This window comes from Ruegeria sp. CDSC002 (assembly GCF_059610905.1).
Window position 1 is genome coordinate 145,007 of sequence record NZ_JBXWOM010000009.1, and the last position, 17,726, is coordinate 162,732.

Annotated in this window: 16 protein-coding genes and 1 tRNA gene; 14 read left to right on the forward strand and 3 right to left on the reverse strand. The window is 56.7% G+C overall.

Annotated elements, in window-relative coordinates; genetic code table 11:
- The first annotated feature begins 83 nt into the window (after window positions 1-83).
- The 12 genes from AC2FJE_RS17165 (at window position 84) to AC2FJE_RS17220 (ending at window position 13,828) form a co-directional block, all read left to right on the forward strand.
- Complete coding sequence (locus AC2FJE_RS17165; protein ID WP_496761216.1) at window positions 84-1,094, forward strand: sialic acid TRAP transporter substrate-binding protein SiaP; 1,011 nt, start codon at window positions 84-86, stop codon at window positions 1,092-1,094.
- Between the two features lie 30 nt (window positions 1,095-1,124).
- On the forward strand, window positions 1,125-1,700 hold the full coding sequence (locus tag AC2FJE_RS17170) for a TRAP transporter small permease (protein WP_496757435.1): 576 nt from the start codon (window positions 1,125-1,127) through the stop codon (window positions 1,698-1,700).
- A complete protein-coding gene (locus tag AC2FJE_RS17175) occupies window positions 1,697-2,992 on the forward strand; it encodes a TRAP transporter large permease (RefSeq protein WP_170328647.1) in 1,296 nt (431 codons plus the stop codon). Before AC2FJE_RS17170 ends, AC2FJE_RS17175 begins: the two co-directional genes overlap by 4 nt.
- A complete protein-coding gene (locus AC2FJE_RS17180; RefSeq protein ID WP_496761217.1) occupies window positions 2,992-4,878 on the forward strand; it encodes a bifunctional sugar phosphate isomerase/epimerase/4-hydroxyphenylpyruvate dioxygenase family protein in 1,887 nt (628 codons plus the stop codon). The genes AC2FJE_RS17175 and AC2FJE_RS17180 overlap by 1 nt, the downstream gene beginning before the upstream one ends.
- Window position 4,879: 1 nt before the next feature.
- The gene (locus tag AC2FJE_RS17185) at window positions 4,880-5,752 is read left to right on the forward strand and encodes a shikimate dehydrogenase (protein WP_496757440.1); all 873 of its coding nucleotides are present in this window, start codon (window positions 4,880-4,882) and stop codon (window positions 5,750-5,752) included.
- On the forward strand, window positions 5,749-6,564 hold the full coding sequence (locus AC2FJE_RS17190) for a citryl-CoA lyase (protein WP_496761218.1): 816 nt from the start codon (window positions 5,749-5,751) through the stop codon (window positions 6,562-6,564). Before AC2FJE_RS17185 ends, AC2FJE_RS17190 begins: the two co-directional genes overlap by 4 nt.
- On the forward strand, window positions 6,554-7,741 hold the full coding sequence (locus AC2FJE_RS17195; protein WP_282118922.1) for a Gfo/Idh/MocA family protein: 1,188 nt from the start codon (window positions 6,554-6,556) through the stop codon (window positions 7,739-7,741). The genes AC2FJE_RS17190 and AC2FJE_RS17195 overlap by 11 nt, the downstream gene beginning before the upstream one ends.
- Window positions 7,731-8,405, forward strand: a complete 675-nt coding sequence (locus AC2FJE_RS17200) for a hypothetical protein (RefSeq protein WP_496761220.1) — start codon at window positions 7,731-7,733, stop codon at window positions 8,403-8,405. The genes AC2FJE_RS17195 and AC2FJE_RS17200 overlap by 11 nt, the downstream gene beginning before the upstream one ends.
- Window positions 8,398-9,588, forward strand: coding sequence for a Gfo/Idh/MocA family protein (locus AC2FJE_RS17205; RefSeq protein ID WP_496757450.1), 1,191 nt, complete (start codon window positions 8,398-8,400; stop codon window positions 9,586-9,588). Before AC2FJE_RS17200 ends, AC2FJE_RS17205 begins: the two co-directional genes overlap by 8 nt.
- A gap of 154 nt (window positions 9,589-9,742) precedes the next feature.
- Window positions 9,743-10,657 (forward strand): sugar phosphate isomerase/epimerase family protein, encoded by a 915-nt coding sequence (locus AC2FJE_RS17210; protein WP_282118925.1) that lies wholly within the window; start codon window positions 9,743-9,745, stop codon window positions 10,655-10,657.
- Complete coding sequence (locus AC2FJE_RS17215) at window positions 10,638-12,047, forward strand: aldehyde dehydrogenase family protein (protein ID WP_282118926.1); 1,410 nt, start codon at window positions 10,638-10,640, stop codon at window positions 12,045-12,047. Before AC2FJE_RS17210 ends, AC2FJE_RS17215 begins: the two co-directional genes overlap by 20 nt.
- Window positions 12,047-13,828, forward strand: a complete 1,782-nt coding sequence (locus AC2FJE_RS17220; protein ID WP_496757458.1) for a thiamine pyrophosphate-binding protein — start codon at window positions 12,047-12,049, stop codon at window positions 13,826-13,828. Before AC2FJE_RS17215 ends, AC2FJE_RS17220 begins: the two co-directional genes overlap by 1 nt.
- Window positions 13,829-13,935: 107 nt before the next feature.
- On the opposite strand, the gene AC2FJE_RS17225 is transcribed toward AC2FJE_RS17220, so the two are convergent.
- On the reverse strand, window positions 13,936-14,652 hold the full coding sequence (locus tag AC2FJE_RS17225) for a hypothetical protein (protein WP_496757461.1): 717 nt from the start codon (window positions 14,650-14,652) through the stop codon (window positions 13,936-13,938).
- A 128-nt stretch (window positions 14,653-14,780) separates the two neighbouring features.
- Window positions 14,781-14,855: transfer RNA gene (locus AC2FJE_RS17230), tRNA-Gln, on the reverse strand.
- A 305-nt stretch (window positions 14,856-15,160) separates the two neighbouring features.
- Here AC2FJE_RS17230 and AC2FJE_RS17235 point away from each other — a divergent pair.
- Window positions 15,161-16,078, forward strand: a complete 918-nt coding sequence (locus AC2FJE_RS17235; protein ID WP_496757465.1) for a haloalkane dehalogenase — start codon at window positions 15,161-15,163, stop codon at window positions 16,076-16,078.
- 1 nt (window position 16,079) lies between these two features.
- On the opposite strand, the gene AC2FJE_RS17240 is transcribed toward AC2FJE_RS17235, so the two are convergent.
- Window positions 16,080-16,541: an SH3 domain-containing protein gene (locus AC2FJE_RS17240; RefSeq protein WP_234416571.1), complete on the reverse strand. Its 462-nt coding sequence runs from the start codon at window positions 16,539-16,541 to the stop codon at window positions 16,080-16,082.
- Window positions 16,542-16,739: 198 nt separating this feature from the next.
- Between AC2FJE_RS17240 and AC2FJE_RS17245 the strand changes: the two genes are divergently transcribed.
- Entirely contained in the window at window positions 16,740-17,726 is a 987-nt protein-coding gene (locus AC2FJE_RS17245; protein ID WP_282169011.1) for a 2-hydroxyacid dehydrogenase, read from the forward strand.

Here is a 17,726-nt window from a genome sequence, read left to right on the forward strand (position 1 = left end):
AAAACATCTTGCAAAATGTCCAAAATAGGTCAAAACTCTGAATCGCAAAAAAGAAGCATCATGATGTCTCAGGGAGGAGCAAAGTGATTACCAAACTTACCCGCCGGGCTGCTGTATCAGCCCTGGTCGTAACCGGTGTTCTGTTTAGCGCAACAAGTGGTGCGCTGGCAGAAGACAAAGTACAACTACGCCTCGCAACATCAGGATCGGAGACCGATCAGCGTTCGGTCGCAATGGCCGAGGTTTTCGCGCCCATGGTCGCCGATTTCGCAAGCTATGAACCCAGCTATAACGGTACCATCTTCGCTCAGGGCACCGAGTTGGACGCCCTCAGCCGAGGCAACTTGGAAATGTCGATCACTTCGGCGCAGGAACTGGCACAGTTCTTCCCCGAGTTTTCGATCTTTACCGCAGGCTACGTGCATCAGGACGCGGCGCATCAGGTGGCCGTTTTCAACGACCCCTTGATGGATGCCTTCAAGCAAAAGGCCGAAGAGGAACTGGGCGTCAAACTCCTGTCAGTCATGTATCTCGGCCGACGTCAGGTGAACCTGCGCCAGCCAAAGGATGAGCTGACAATTGCGACGCCCGCCGATCTGGAAGGTGTAAACCTGCGGATGCCGGGCACCGATGCGTGGCAGTTCCTTGGCAAGGCACTGGGTGCTGCCCCGACACCAATGGCATTCTCTGAAGTCTATACGGCATTGTCGACCGGTGCCGTTGACGGTCAGGACAATCCGCTGCCGACCGTGGTTGATGCCAAATTCTACGAAGTGACCAATCAGATCGTACTGACATCGCACTTGGTTGATTTGAACTATATCGCCATTGGCAAACAGGTTTGGGATGGGCTGACCCCCGAACAGCAGGCCAAGGTGCAGGAGGCTGCTGACGCAGCCGCTGAATCGGGTCGCCAGAAGCAGCTGCAAAAAGAAGAGGATCTTGTCAGCTTCCTGAAAGAGCAAGGCATGGCGATCTACGAACCCGATCTCGCGGCGTTCCGCGATCAGGTACAGTCTATGTATCTGGACAGCGAGTTCGCTGGCTCGTGGCCTGAGGGCGTTCTGGATCAGATCAACGCTCTGGGCAACTGAGCCCAGTAAGACAAGGGAGGGAGAACCATAATGAAAGCCTTTATGAAGGGGTTCTCCCGACTGACCGAAGCGATTGCCGGCGGGATGCTGGCGGCAATCTTCTTGATCTTTCTATTGCAAATACTCTTGCGCTACTTCTTTACCCCCGCCGGATGGACGCTTGAACTTATCGGCATTCTGTGGGTCTGGGTGATCTTCTTCAGTTGCGCTTTCATAGTGCGTGAACGTGATCACGTGAAGTTCGACATTATCTATCTTTCGGTGCCGATGCGGGTGCGCCAGATCTTTGCGATGCTGGCAGCCGCAGCGATCGTGGTCGGGATGCTCTACAGTTTCCTGCCGACGTGGGACTACATCGACTGGATGAAAATCCGCAAGACATCGACTGTCCGCAATCCGTTCTCGGGTGAGAAGATACCGCTGCGGACCGTGTTCTCGATTTATGTCGTGTTCATGCTTGTTGTGGCGGCGCGCTACGGGTGGCTGTTCTTTGACATCATGCGCAACGGGCCGCCAAAAACCGAACTTGAAATGGTCGTTGGGTACAACGTGGTCGACGACCATCCCCGTGTCGATGTGGAAGACGACGAGGACGCTGACAAATGAGTTTTGAACTTCTTTCCTGCCTGCTCGCTCTCTTTCTTCTGGCAGGCATCGGGACACCTATCGGCTATTCCATCCTCTTGGCCTCATTAGTGTACCTGGGCACGGCCGGACTGGACGTCGCCCTCGCGGGCGAGAAGATCCTGCAAGGCTTCTACAAAAGCACGATCCTGCTTGCCGTGCCTTTGTTCATCGTCGCTGCGAATATCATGAACGCCGGATCGATCACGGACCGCCTGTTGAACTTCTGCGTCGCTGCTGTCGGTCGTTTCAAGGGCGGCCTCGGGCACGTAAACGTAGTGGCGTCGTTGATTTTCTCCGGCATGTCTGGCTCCGCTGTCGCTGACGCGGCAGGGATCGGTAAGATCATCATTGAGATGATGACCAAGGATGGTCGCTACAGCCGAGGCTATGCCGCCGCGATCACTGCGGCGTCGGCGACGATTGGCCCGATCATTCCGCCGTCGATCCCGATGGTTTTGTACGCGCTCGTTTCCAAGGCCTCTATCGGGTCGCTGTTCCTGGCCGGTATTCTGCCGGGCCTGATCATGGGCGTCGTCCTCATGGCGATGAACTACTATCTGGCCGGAAAGCGGAACTTTGCATTGGAAGAACCTGTTCCACTGCGCGAATTGCCGGCTAAAACCGCCAACGCGTTTCCGGCACTGCTGATGCCCGCCATCTTGCTGTACGGCATATATGGCGGCGTCACCACTCCGACCGAGGCTGCAGCCGTGGCTGCGTTCTACGCCCTGCTACTTGCAGCGTTGTTCTACCGCGCACTGACCTTCCGTGGCCTTTATCAAGTGTTCGTCGACAGCGCGCGCTCTTCCGCGGCGGTCGGGGTGGTCATTGGTGGCGCGTTCATTCTGAACTTCATCGTCATTCAGGAGCAAATCCCTCAGTCGATCTCGGCGCTGCTGGAGGGTTCTGATGTAAGCCCGATTGTGTTCCTGATCCTGGTTAACCTGCTGATCCTTGCGTTGGGATGCGTGTTAGACGCAACAACGATCATCCTCGTGATTGTGCCCCTGTTCATTCCAACCTGCGAAGCGCTTGGGATTGATCTGGTGCATTTCGGAGTGCTGGTCGTCGTGAACTCGATGATCGGCCTGATCACTCCGCCTTATGGCATTCTACTCTTTGTGATCAACGCCGTGACGGACATTCCGCTGCGCGAAATCATCTCCGAAATCTGGGCCTTCCTCGCGGTTCTCATCTTCGCCCTGGTGATAATGATGCTGATGCCGGATCTGGTCCTGTGGTTGCCGCGTATGTTTGGATATCAGGGATAATGTGCCTCTCGGTTTCGACAACGTCGATCCCCGGTGATCTGGCCGAAAAACTGAGTGCTATCGCTGACGCGGGATTCGGAGGTGTCGAATTACACGAACCGGATTTGACCGCTTTTGACGGGCCGCCATCGCAAATTCGGAACATTGCATCAGATCTCGGCCTGAAGATTTGCCTGCTACAACCCTTCCATAACCTTGAAGGCCAGGCCGACGCCGGACGGGAGCGCGCCTTTGATCGGCTGAAGCGTAAACTCGACCTGATGAGCGATTTGGGAACGGAATTACTGCTTATCGGGTCTGCCTTCGAGGTCGATGCCGCTGCGACCGAAGAACAGGTAGTCGCAGATCTTGGCGAAGCGGCCCAGATCGCGAAAGAGATGGGATTGCGTCTGGCCTATATGGGCTTGCCGTGGTCAGATCTTATTCACTCGGATGAACAGGCGTTAGGCGTCGTTGAAGCTGTCGACAGCCCTCATCTGGGGTTGGCTTTGAATTCTTTCTTCTCGCTTGCCGACGGGTCCAAACCAGCCCGCCTTCGGGACATTCCCGGAGAGCGGCTGTTCCATGTGCAACTGTCCGATGCACCCTGGCTTGAGATGGATATACGTCGGCTCAAGCGGCACTTTGGGCGTCTGCCGGGGCTTGGGTCGCTGAATCTTGCGGGCTTTGTGCGCGTGCTTGCCCGCGCCGGATACAAAGGGCCTTGGTCGGTTGCACGCGTCAACGAAGCAGCTCCTCAACCCGGTGGCCGAACACTGGCCCGAGACAGCTACAGGTCGCTGGTGAACCTCCTGGATGAGGTATCCCGGACCGAGCCGGGAACCGATTTCGGCATCCCGGACCTGCCGGAACGCGTCTATGCGTCAGGCTTTGAGTTCGTCGAATTTACAGCCGACGAAACAAGCGGCGCGCAGCTGGCAGATATGCTGTCAGCAATGTGTTTTCGAATGGAGCGAAAACACGTCGCCAAGTCCGTCGAGCTGTGGCGGCAAGGCGCGATCAACATCGTTGTGAATACCGAAAAGGAAGGTTTTGCCCATTCGGCCTTCCTGAGTCACGGCCCTTCCGTTTGTGATATGGGGTTGCGTGTCAAAGATGCGGATCAGACGGTTCGGCGAGCGACCGCGTTGGGCGCACCGAATTTCTCACAGCCGGTAGGGACTGGGGAACTGGACATCCCGGCCATCCGAGGTGTTGGTGGCAATGTTGTCCATTTCATAGATGAGAAATCCGATCTGCATCGGGTTTGGGACATCGAGTTCGAGCCAGTCGCCAAGACCAAAGCGATCCAGCCTGCCGGTCTGCGCCGCATCGACCATCTGGCACAGACGATGCGTAACGATGAGATGCAAAGCCGGCTGCTCTATTACATTTCGACTTTTGAGATGGCAAAATCCCCGATCGTGAACGTTGCCGACCCGTCGGGTGTTGTGCAAAGCCAAGCTATCGAAAGCCCCGAAGGCGAAGTGCGTTTAAACCTGAATGGTGCAGTTGGGCGTCGAACACTGGCGGCTTCATTCCTGGAAGACGGTTTTGGTGCCGGTGTTCAGCACATCGCCTTCCAGTCGGACGACATATTTGAAACCTCAGCCCAATTGCGGAAGTCCGGTTTTCCCAGCCTGTCCATCCCAGAAAACTACTACGCTGATCTGCAAGCGACATTCGGGTTAAGTGAAGACCTGATCGCCCAAATGCGCAGGGATAACATACTCTACGATCAGGCGGCGGGTGCCGAGTACTTTCAGATCTACAGTCGCCCTATCTTTAACGGCTTTTTCTTTGAAATTGTTGAGCGCCGAACTGGTTACGCCGGCTATGGCGCGCGTAACGCTGCGTTTCGATTAGCGGCGCAAACGCGACACCACGTGGCGGAAGGAACAACCTAATATGAAGGCCGCACTAATCGGACAAGGGATTTCTGGCTCCATGACGCCAGAGATGCACGAGGCGGAGGGCCGGGCGCAGGGTATCGATCTGAGCTACGGTAGGATCGACACGGCAAAAGAGCCATTTCGTGGAATGTCGGTCGCTGATTTACTGCATTATTCCGTTGAAATAGGCTGTGCGGCGGTCAACGTGACACACCCCTACAAAGCGTCGGTCATTGATCATCTCGATGAGCTTTCCAAGACTGCTGAGGAGCTTCAAGCTGTCAACGCGGTGGTTTTTTGTGACGACCGAATGGTTGGCCACAACACCGATTACATAGGTTTCCACAGTGCCTTCGGAGATTTTTTGGGATCATCGAAGACTGAAACGGTTCTCATGTTTGGTGCTGGTGGCGCGGGCAGTGCAGTCTCTTTGGCTTTGCTTGATTCAGGTGTTCGAGATCTGGAGATCATCGATCCTGACTTCCACCGAGCGCAGGCGCTGGTCAGTCGACTAAAGGTCTTGCGCCCTTGTGCGAAGCTTCAGGGTTCCCCCTCGATTTCGTTGGAACGGGTCAAATTTGTGGACGGAGTGGTCAATGCAACACCGCTCGGGATGGATAAGTACCCCGGGTCGGTAATTGATCCATCATTGTTGCGGCCGGATGCTTGGGTGGCAGATATAGTATATTTCCCGCTCGAGACACATCTTCTGAGCAGCGCCCGCACAACTGGGTTAAAAGTGATGAATGGTGCTGGAATGGCAGTTCATCAGGCTGCAGCGTCTTTTGAAATCTTCACCGGCTGCACCGCCTCAATCAGTCGTCTTCAAAACGTTTTCGATTCACTTCGTCAGCAGCGCATGCGCGAGTTTAGAGGTGCAACGGTATGACAAACGACGAGCAAGCTATCCGCCAATGGTGGCGTACCTCCATCATCGACATGAAGCCCGGTCAGATCGCTTTTCGTGGCAACGCCATAGAGGACCTGATCGGGAACGTATCTTTCCCGCAGATGATCTGGCTGATGGTGCGGGGTGATCTGCCCAGCGACGCACAAGCGCGCTTGTTCGAAGCTGCTTTGGTCGCAGGCGTGGATCACGGCCCACAGGCTCCCTCAATCGCGGCTGCGCGTATGGCCGCCACCTGCGGGGTAGGTCTCAATAATGCGATGGCGACTGCGGTGAACTTGCTGGGCGACGTGCACGGCGGGGCAGGAGAGCAGTGTGCAGAGCTGTACTATGATATCGCAGTCCGCATGGATGCGGGAGCTTCGCTGAATGACGCTGTTCGGGATGGCTTGGACAGTTGGCGCGAGACCTACGGCAAGATCGTATCGGGCTTTGGTCACAGGTTTCACAAGCCTGTCGACCCACGCGCACCACGATTGATGAAACTTGTTCGTGATGCGGCGGCAGTAGGCGCAGTATCTGGCCGGTTTGCCGATATCGGAGAAGAGGTTCAAGCCGAACTCGGTCGTCAACGCGGCGGTCGGCCAATTGCCATGAATATCGACGGCGCGACAGCTGTGATCTTCTGCGAACTTGGCTTTCCTGCGCCCTTGTCACGAGGGCTGTTCTGCCTGTCCCGCTCGGTCGGAATACTCGCCCACGCTTGGGAGCAAATGGGGCAGGGCGGTCGGAACAAAGGGCCGATGCCCCCGAATTACTTACCCCTCTACGAAGACAGGAATGATGACACGTGAGACATCGAAATCCTTCCGGGTCGGCCTTATTGGCTGTGGTCGTATCAGCGATATTTATCTAAAGACACTATCCAATTTTTCGAGCGTCGAGGTCGTGGCTTGTACATGCCTTGATCCTTCGGAAAGCCGCGCCAAAGCGGATCAATACGGTGTCGCCAAGGCCTGCACGCCAGATGAAGTGTTTGACGATCCGACGATTGACTGCGTTCTGAATCTGACAATTCCGGCGGCGCATGCCGAAATCAGCCTGCGCGCGTTGGAGGCGGGCAAGCACGTCTATTCCGAAAAGCCGCTGGTTATGAATCGAACGGATGGTAAGGCGATCCTGCACATGGCCTCTGAAAAGGGGTTACTGGTCGGTTGCGCACCCGACACGTTTCTGGGCGGTCGCTGGCAGACCGTTCGGCGCTTGATCGACGAGGGTGCCATTGGCAAACCGACAGGGGTTTTTGCCCATGTCGGTACCCACGGGACAGAACGCCACCATCCCAACCCGGATTTCTACTATAAGGCGGGTGGTGGGCCATTGCTGGACCTTGGGCCGTACTACCTGACCGCCATGATCTGCTGCCTTGGTCCCGTTGACCGGGTTGCCGGAATGGCTCGGCGCACGTTCGACAATAGGATGATCGAAAACGGCCCTCGCAACGGCGAATGGATAGATGTCGAAGTCGACACGCACTCCCTAAGCCTACTTCAGTTCTCATCCGGAGCTATAGGGTCGATGACCATGAGCTTCGACGTCTGGGACAGCGAAACTCCGCGGTTCGAGATATACGGTGAAAACGGCACCATCAGCATTCCTGATCCTGACCCGGTTCATGGTGCCAATATCTTTCAAGGGGATGTCTGGCTGAAAACGCGGGAGACCTCGCGCTGGTCTCATCAGCCTCGTCCAACCGGTCGCGAAGACTGGCAGGTGGTCGAAAACAAACACGGGTTCAATGAAGACAGCCGTGGGCTCGGCCTTTTGGATCTGGCCCTGGCGGCGCAAGAAGGACGCCAACCCCGTGCAAGTGGAGCGCTTGCCTACCACGTTTTCGAGGTCATGGACGCGATCGAACGGGCACCGAAATTTGGCGCCTATCAGACGATAGAAAGCCGTTGCGCGGCTCCGGAGCTTTTGCCGGTCGATTTCCTTAACGATGAAAGGAAGGAATTGGTTCATGCCGATTGAGACACTCGACTTTGTTCAGCCATTCTTTCGCGTCCAGCACATAACTGACGAGCGCAGAATTTCTATCGAGGGTCGCGCCATCGTCCTTAACCTTGGGGGGCGAAATCTCTCTGTCGAGGATCAGACCATTGGACCGCTTTCCTCTGTGATCGTGCAAGACAGCACGCTTAGCGGCGTGGAACGTGCAGTCATTGTCCACGATTTCGACGCCCATGCGGATGACAACGAGTTGTTCGCATGGGTGAAAGATACATGGCCATCTGCTTTTGAAGTTCGCCAAGAGGAGCGTCTGCTTGGTGTCAGCCACTACATGTCGCCGAAGGTCTTTGTGGGTAACGTTGGACTGACTATGTACCATTCCGGTTCGGTCCCATTGAATGTCGGGTTGCATAAGGATCATCCGTTCTGCCCGGTACCGGGGTTTCGCGAAGTGCATACGCAAATCGTTGGCTTTGGCAAAATGCAGCAATGCCGCGAACGGGACGTTGAAACCCTTTACCTTGAAGAATTCATGGCTCCGGGCACGACGCACAAGCCGATGTATGACGCCGAAGGCAACTATCCCTGGCATCAATACGAGACAATTACCCCCAGCATTTTCATGGCGGTGGAAATGCTTCCGGAAGGCGCGCGGGTCCCGGACATGGAGATTCAGAATGGCTGAGAGACTTTTACCCGAAGACCTGAACTTTGACGGACCTTTCCCCCGGTTGTCTCGCCGTTTGCGACTGGGCGTTGTTGGCGGCGGACGTATCTCTGTCACGCAAGCAACGGCTGCGCGGATGACCGACCGTTGGGAGGTCACCGCAGGCGCGCTCAGTTCTGACGCTGCGCGCAGCAAGGCGCGTGGGGCCGAGTGGTTTCTGCCGGCCGACCGGTGCTATGCGTCATTCGACGAGATGGCAAAGGCCGAGGCGGCGCGCCTGGATGGTGTGGATGCCGTCATGATTACGACCCCGAACCACGTTCATTTCGAAGCGGCCAAAGCGTTTCTGGAGGCAGGAATTGACGTGCTCTGCGACAAGCCCCTGACCAACGAAGTCGACGAGGCCGAGGGGCTTGAGGACATTACCGCGCGCACGGGACACATCTTTGCTGTCGGCTATGCGATGTCATGTTTTCCAGTAATCCGTCAGGCCAAACAAATCGTGGCGGAAGGCGGCATCGGTAAAATCAACCAAATCCACGTCGAGTTCATGCAAGACTGGATGACGCCCGATGATGTGGCTGATGCGCCCCACGTCAAATGGCGGCTGGACCCAAAGATTTCTGGTCCGACCAGCTGTGTCGGCGATATCGGCACCCATGCCGCGCATCTCGCCAGTTTTGTCTCGGGCCTGCCCTTGACCGACCTACGGGCTGAGTTTCATGTCTGCGGCGCGCCAAAGCCTTTGGAAGACACGGTGTTCATGTTCACCCGCTACCAAAATGAAATTCCGGGAACCTTGATGGCAACACGCCTTGCCCCGGGAAATCGGGGTGGGTTGAGGTTGCGGATATTTGGGAGCGAAGGCGGCCTCGAGTGGGATTTAGAGAATTCGGAGCAGCTGAAGTTCAATCGGTTTGGTGAACCGGATAATATCATAAGCCGAGGTCACGGGCATGGCATCGGCCCCGGCGCAGAACGTCTGATCCGTACCGCGCGCGGCTTCCCCGAAGGGATTATCGAAGCTTGGGCCAACCTTTACACGGAATTTGCCATGGCCGTAGCCGCGCGTCGGGATGGCGTTACCGTTCCGGCCGATTGGCTTGCTTACCCCAGTGTCGAACAAGGCGCAGACGGTGTCCGATTCATTGATGCCTCTGTGCGCTCTCACCAGTCCGGAGGTGACTGGGTCACCATCTAATGCTCTGCCAGCACAAAGGTTAAACACGCCCGGGCTATTGCTCGGGCGTTTCTATTTTCTGCTCAGCATTAAAAGTTGATATTTTATAAAATATCAGATATTTTTTACTACGTGTGATGAAAATAAGATTCGCAGACACCCGGAGCTGTCATTCATGGCGAAACCCGAAGAGGCTGGCACACGCCCCTCTCTCTATTCCTTGGCGCATCTGACGCTGATTGGCTGTACGCCGCCCGAGCTGGTCTATATCGCCGCACGGGCCGGTTACGATGCCGTCAGCCCCCGGTTCATTCCGATGCATGTGCCTGGAGAGTTCACCCAGTCCCCGATCGACAAGGCTCAGGTGCAGGCTACCAAAACTGCGCTTTCAACAACCGGTCTGAAAGTCCTCGATGTCGAGCTTGCGCGCATTACCGAAGATGTTGATCCGCGCAGTTTCGAGCCGTCGCTGGAGATCGGCGGGGAACTGGGCGCCAAGCGTATGATCATGAGCGCGTGGACCAACACCCGCGATGATCGTGACTTCCTGATCGACGTCTATTCCGAGACCTGCGAACTGGCGGCTCCGTATGGGCTAACAGTGGACCTTGAGTTTCCAAGCTTCTCCCGCTTGCGCACTCTGGATGAGGCGCTTGATATCGTGCGTGCCTCCGATCAGCCCAACGGCGGTATTCTGGTCGATACGCTTTACCTGCACCTCAGCCGCGTGGATTTGGGAGAGTTGCTACACGTCCCCTCGGATCTGTTTCATTTCCTGCATATCTCTGATTGCCTGCCTGGCATCGCCGATACGCGTGAGGGCATGATCCAGTTGGCCCGCGATGCGCGGCTCTATCCCGGCGAAGGCTGGATTGACTTCACCGGCATCATCGAACGGATGCCGCCCGTCGACTACTCCATTGAATTACCCAACCAAAGCCGCGTTGCTGAGTTGGGATATGAAGAACACGCGCGTCGCTGTCTCAGCCACGCCAAGCGAACATTCGGCGAGGCGCGGTCACAGCGTCGGGTGCCCAATGCTGCAATTCTAAAACACCAAGAGGATCATCATGGGCAAAGAGCTCACTGAAAACGACCGCAACATGGCGGCCGATATGCTGGCACGCGCCCGCGCTGCTATGGCCGAGATCGAGGATTGGGATCAGGACAGGCTGGACCGCCTGTCTCAGGCAATTGCGTGGTATGCTGGGAACGAGAAGACCTTCACGCGTCTGGCCCAGCAAGGCGTGGACGAAAGCGGTATCGGAGATCGCGAAGGGCGCCCTGCGAAGCGATTTAAGATTCACATGGTGCTGCGTGATGTTCTGCGCACGCCCTCGACGGGAATTGTCGAAGTCGATGAAGAAAAGGGGCTCTCGAAATACGCCAAACCTGCTGGTGTGATCGCATCCTTGATTCCCATGACCAACCCTGCGATGACGCCACCGGTGACCGGCGTGTCCGCCGCGAACGCTCGGAATGCGGTCATCTTCAGCCCGCACCCGCGAACCGCCCATACCACCTTTGAGATGGTCGAGGTCATGCGCGCAGCCTGCCGTGCCGCCGGTGCCCCCGAAGACCTATTCCAGTCGATCCGCAAACCATCGATCCCGTTAACACAGCACCTCATGGAGATTTGTGACCTGACTCTGGCAACGGGTGGCAAGCCGATGGTCAAAGCGGCCTACAGTTCTGGGCGCCCGGCCTATGGCGTCGGCGCGGGCAATTCGTCCATCGTCATCGATGAAACCGCCGATCTGGACATCGCTGCGCAGAACACTCGCATTTCAAAGACCTCCGACTTTGGGTCGGGCTGCTCGGCCGACGGCAACATCATCATCCAGCGCTCAGTTTACGACGATATGGTCCAGGCGCTTCAAGCTGAGGGTGGCTACCTGTGTTCGGATGAAGAGAAGGCCATGCTAGAAGCGGCCATGTGGGACGAGAAGGGAAACCGTACGTTCCCGACCATCGCCTGTCCGCCGCAGCAAACGGCCAAGGTCTCCGGTTTTAGCATCCCCGAAGATCGCAAGTTTCTGATGGTTGAAAATCAGGGGCAAATCGGGCCGCAGCACAAGTTCTCGAAGGAAAAACTGACCACGCTGATGGCGCTTTATCACTTCGACACGTTCGATGACGCGTTGGAAACGGTCAGCCGGATTTACAATACCGGAGGTAAGGGCCATTCCTGCGGGATTTATAGCCATAATGACGATCACATCGATCGGCTCGCTCGCCTTGCTCCGGTCAGCCGTATGATGGTGCGACAGCCTCAGTCCAAGGCCAATGCGGGTGCCTGGACCAATGGCATGCCTATGACCAGCAGCCTTGGTTGCGGCATCTGGGGCGGCAACATCACCAATGAAAACGTCACCATGAAACACATGATGAACTACACCTGGGTCAGCCGTCCGATCCCCGAGGATCGCCCCTCGGAGCCGGACCTGTTCGGTGAGTTCTACGGACAGGAGGTCGCGTGATGGACGGAGCTAAATTGGAAGGCAAAACCGTTGCTGAGCACATCGTCGATTTCCTTGAGCGTCGTGAGGTCAAACATGTGTTCGGTCTATGCGGCCACACGAATATAGCGGTTCTGGCCGCGTTGGCGGAAAACCCCATCGAATTCGTCACCGTGCGGCATGAGCAGATCGCTAGCCACGCGGCGGACGCTTATGCCCGTGTGACGGGCAAGGCCTCGGTGGTACTGTCCCATCTCTCCCCGGGGCTGACCAATTGTGCCACCGGGGTCGCCAACGCGGCCTTGGACTGTATCCCTATGGTCGTGATCGCGGGCGATATTCCTACGCATTACTATGGTAAACACCCGCATCAGGAGGTGAACCTGCACGCGGACGCTGCCCAATGGGAGATTTATCGCCCCTTTGTCAAACGCGCCTGGCGGGTAGACCGCGCGGATTTAATGGCCGAAATCTTGGAGAAGGCGTTCCATCTGGCCGAAAGTGGCCAACCCGGGCCTGTGCTGGTCAATGTCCCCATGGACATCTTTTCAGAGGTGATCCCCTCAGACAGTTTCGACCGTATTCGCGACAACACACGAGCACTCAAGAAACCGTCGATTGACGACGAGACAGCGGGAGAGATTGTCGAAGCGTTGGCTAAAGCAGAAAACCCAGTCGCTTATGTCGGAGGTGGTATTCTTCTGGCAAAAGCCAGCGAAGAGTTGCGAGAATTTGTTGACCATATGGGCCTGCCAGTCGCGCATTCCCTGATGGGTAAAGGCGCTTTGCGGGACGACCATCCGCTTGTGCTGGGAATGACCGGGTTTTGGGGCACCGAATTGGTCAACCAGTCCTGCTTGAATGCGGACTACATCTTTGCCGTGGGCACTCGGTTCAAAGAGGCTGATTGCTCCAGTTGGTACCCTGGCTACACGTTCAACATTCCCGGCTCGAAGGTCATTCATATCGACATCGAACCGCAGGAAATCGGTCGGAACTATCCCACCGAGATCGGCGTCGTTGCTGACGCCAAGGCCGCTTTGCGCGTCCTCAACCGGGTCGCCCGCGAGATGTATCCGGACGGTTTCAAACGCCCCGCTCTGGAACAGAAGATCGCCGACTTCCGAACGGATTTCAAAGCGCACAACGTGGAAATGGCGACGTCAGCAGCCTTTCCGATGATGCCCGAGCGTATTCTGGCAGATACCCGCAAGGCACTGCCCGAGGATGCCATCATCACCACTGACGTTGGGTGGAACAAGAACGGTGTCGGGCAACAGTTTGACATTTTGACGCCGGGTTCAATCCTGACCCCGGGTGGGTTCGCGACGATGGGTTTCGGTCCTCCGGGTGCGATCGGCGCGAAACTGGCGGCACCTGATCGTGTGGTGATCAGCCTTGTTGGCGATGGTGGTTTCGGCCAAAACCCGTCGATGCTGGCAACGGCCGTCGAACTCGATCTGGGCGTTATCTGGCTGGTCATGAACAACAATGCCTTCGGAACCATAGCAGGTCTGCAAAAGGCGCATTACGGTCTGACCTATGGAACCACGTTCCCCGGATCAGCCGCCGCACCCGCAAACGGACCGGGCTATGCCGACATAGCGCGAGCCTACGGCGCGGAAGGGCACAGGCTCAGCGCTGCCGACGAACTGTTGCCGGCACTGGAAGCGGCAATCGCCAGTGGCAAGCCAACCGTGCTCGATGTGCCAATGATCAACAACCCAACACCAACGACCGGACATTGGAATATCTTGGACATATACTCGCCGGACAAAGAGATATCTCACGTCGCGACTTGACGAAACTGGGCGCGTTCAGGCGCGCCCAGTTTCTTGTGAGAATGAACATCCGTGCTCGAGCAAATACCCGTCTTAGTGTTGCAAAGATTGCTATGGCAAACCGAAGATTAGTCGCGGCCTGACATCAAGCGGCGTAGGCTGAAAGAAAGACAGAAAGAAAAACGGAAGCTGTTATTTCCTTCATGGCCTTGGTGGGATAGTTTTTGTGGTTCCTGTGCGTGCCCGGGAAAGCTGAACCGGTGCCTGAACGAACTTGTCGAAGTCATCCAGCCGTGTTCAGCCAAGAGTTCCGAGCCGGCATAGTGCACGTCGTCGCCTTCTTGCGCGGCAACTTCCGCGTCATTGAGCCGACGTTGCAAAGCTGTCGCACGTTTGCCCAGATCGTTTGAAATCGGCGTTGGAAGATTTAGGGCAACGCGGTCTCCAGCGGCGCGCAGCAAAGGCTCGACGTCGGTCCATTGTCTGTTCCTTGCGGCCTGCCGGAGACGTCGGTTTTCTTCCTGCAGCGCTTCGATCCTCTGGTCGACCTCGCCAGCGCTCAAGGCACTGTCTTGGTTTTGCTCTTGCAACATGACCTCAAGTGCTGAGCGTAGCATCTCGGTCAAGACGGCTTTGGCGGTCTCGGGGGTCCGCGAATCTTTAATCAGTGCTTCCACGTGTATCTTCTCCATCTGCTCGAGGACGGTGAGCAACGCGGCTGCGCGCTTCACGGCGTCGAGCGGGAGGTCGGTTTGCAGCGGCAGGCAAAGAAACTGGTTTGGGACCTGGTTTGATATTTTTTTTGGCAGGCGTTTTCGGAAATAGAAAATACGGTCGCGGCGCATTAGTTAGGGGCCTGCATAGTCACCGGGTTTGCGCTACAGACCGCCGTATCGATTTCTGGCAGTCTGTGTTACATCGGATTTTTCGGGGGCTCTGTCGCCCCTTATTTTCCTGACTTTTCTTGAAAAGGTGGCTGGGGTGGTAGGATTCGAACCTACGGTACACTGTACCAAAAACAGTTGCCTTACCACTTGGCTACACCCCAACGGTGAGGCGCTGTCTACGATTGTTGATCGGTGGGTTCAAGACCTTTCAGACAAAAAAATGAGTGCGGATTGAAAAAAATCTAAAGGCGCTAACCGAAGACCTGAGAGTGGCTTGTTTTCCTGGGAAAGGTGTTCAATCCTGCTGTGATCTGGTCGTTTGCCAGGGCCGCGGCGTTTATGCGGAATGGGTCGCTCATAGAGCCTGATCTTGCGGTGCGGTTTTTGAAATCTAATGTTTCGCGATGGGCTGGATGCGCGCATTGGTGGCAGGGCGTTCGGGTTGGAAACTCTGAAAGGGAAGAGAATGAAGTTTCTACGTACGCCAGATACCTGGTTTGACGGGCTCTCAGATTATCCGTTTGCACCGAATTACGCGCAGGTGGATGACACCGAAGGCGGCCAGTTGCGGATGCATTATGTGGATGAAGGGCCAGCCGAGGCCGATCCGATACTGATGATGCATGGCGAGCCAAGCTGGTCCTACCTTTACCGTCACATGATTGCGGGATTCGTCGCGCAGGGACATCGCGCGGTTGCGCCAGACCTGATTGGGTTCGGGCGATCCGACAAGCCAACTGAACGAAGCGACTACACTTATGAGCGGCACGTGGCTTGGATGGGTGAGTGGCTGCGCAAGGTAAACCTGCGCAACATCACTCTGGTTTGCCAGGACTGGGGCGGGCTAATCGGGCTGCGGTTATGGGCAGAGCTGCCGGAGAGGTTCGCGCGCATAGTGATTGCCAACACGGCGCTGCCAACTGGCGATCAGCCAATGGGCGCAGCGTTTGAGAACTGGCGCAGGTTCAGCCAGGAGGTTCCGGTATTTCCGGCCGGTGGAATTCTGAAAGGCGGAACTGTATCGTCACTGTCCGAAGACGTTATCGCGGCCTATGATGCGCCTTTTCCAGATGAAAGTTACAAGGCCGGGGCGCGGCAGTTTCCTATGCTAGTGCCAGCGACGCCTGGTGATCCGTCCTCGGGTCCGAACCGGCGGGCTTGGGAGGTGATCCGAGGGCTTCAGACACCTGTCCTCACTGCTTTCGGGGCCGATGATCTGGTCATGGCGGGGATTGATGCGGTGTTCCAGAAACTGTGCCCGGGGGCCGCAGGGCAGCCTCATGTTATCTTGCCGAATGCGGGGCATTTCTTGCAAGAAGACGTTGGTCCGGAACTGGTCAAGCTGACCTGCGATTTCATCGCGCGCACACCCCTATCCGACTAGGTTATTCTCGGATTTCGGCTGGGTCGACGCCCCAAAGGTTCGTTTTCTGTGCCCAGCCGCGATACCCGCCCGCAGAAATCTGACACCAATCCAACGAACAGCTGCCAAGGCGCGCCACGACGCCGGTTTCAAATTGGGCGCTGACCGGGGCCTTTGGGTCCGGACTGGTGTACACGGGCAGTAGTTCGGCATCGACTAACACCGTTCGAACACCGGACAACAGGGCGTAGTGCACCCATCCCCCGGCGCCGTCGCGGTCCTGAACCCTGCGCCAGTTTCCGTATTCTGCCGTTATCTGCAGTGGCATGCCGCGCCGTTTGAAAACCCAATCGATTCGGTGAGTCAGTGATGGGCCTCGGCGCACATTGCCCTCGGCGGCTTTCATCGAGACAAACCGTGGAAGGGGCAGGTTGGTGACTTGGCCACGCTTGTCCTGCGCGCTGGCGGGCAGGGTGCCAAGCACGGTTAGGAAAACAGCGAATGCCGCCGAAACAAGGCGTTTTACGGGTAGAAAACCACTCACTTACTGTCTGCTCTTGTGCCTGTTGATCTTGCTTCGAAAAAAGGTCGACTCAATGCCTATGGGGTTCTTGTGCCCCGCCTTATCCTGCGCCACGATGACATGGCGCGCGAAGGTTTGCAAAGCAGTGGGAGTGCAGAGGTGTCAAGAGAACGTCTGAGTGTTGTCGTTACGCGACGGTTGCCCGAGGCGGTTGAAACCCGGTTAAGCGAATTGTTCGATGTGCAGTTGCGCGACGATGACAGCCCGATGACCCGCGAAGAACTGGTGAAGGCCGTGAAAACCGCCGATGTTCTGGTGCCAACCGTGACCGATACGATCGACGGTGGCCTTTTGGGGCAAGCGGGTGAAAACCTGCGCTTGATCGCGAATTACGGGGCAGGGGTCGACAATATCGATGTCTCGACCGCGCGTCAGAGGGGCATTCTGGTGTCGAACACTCCGGGGGTTCTGACCGACGATACCGCTGATATGACCATGGCGCTGATTCTCGCTGTGACCCGCCGAATTCCCGAGGGTCTGTCTGTCATGCAGAAAGGCGATTGGACCGGGTGGGCGCCGAATGCCTTGTTGGGCGGACGTATCGGCGGGCGGCGTTTGGGCGTTCTTGGCATGGGGCGTATCGGCCAGGCCGTGGCCCGCCGTGCCAGCGCATTTGGAATGCAGGTACATTACCACAACCGTCGCAGGCTTCGCCCCGAGACCGAACAAGAGATGGAAGCGACCTACTGGGAAAGCCTCGACCAGATGGTGGCGCGAATGGATGTGATTTCGGTCCATTGCCCGTCGACACCGTCTACCTTCCATTTGATGAATGCACGACGGCTGAAATTGATGAAGCCGACAGCCGTTATCGTGAATACCTCAAGGGGTGAGGTGATCGACGAAAACGCTCTGACGCGTCGGATACGCTCGGGCGAAATCGCCGGCGCGGGCCTAGATGTCTATGAGCATGGGACGGATGTGAACCCAAGATTGCGACAGTTACCAAACGTTGTTCTGCTGCCCCACATGGGGTCGGCCACGTTAGAGGGTCGGATCGAAATGGGCGAGAAAGTTATTATAAATATCAAGACTTTCGAAGACGGTCACCGCCCACCGGATCAGGTGGTCCCCGCAATGCTTTGA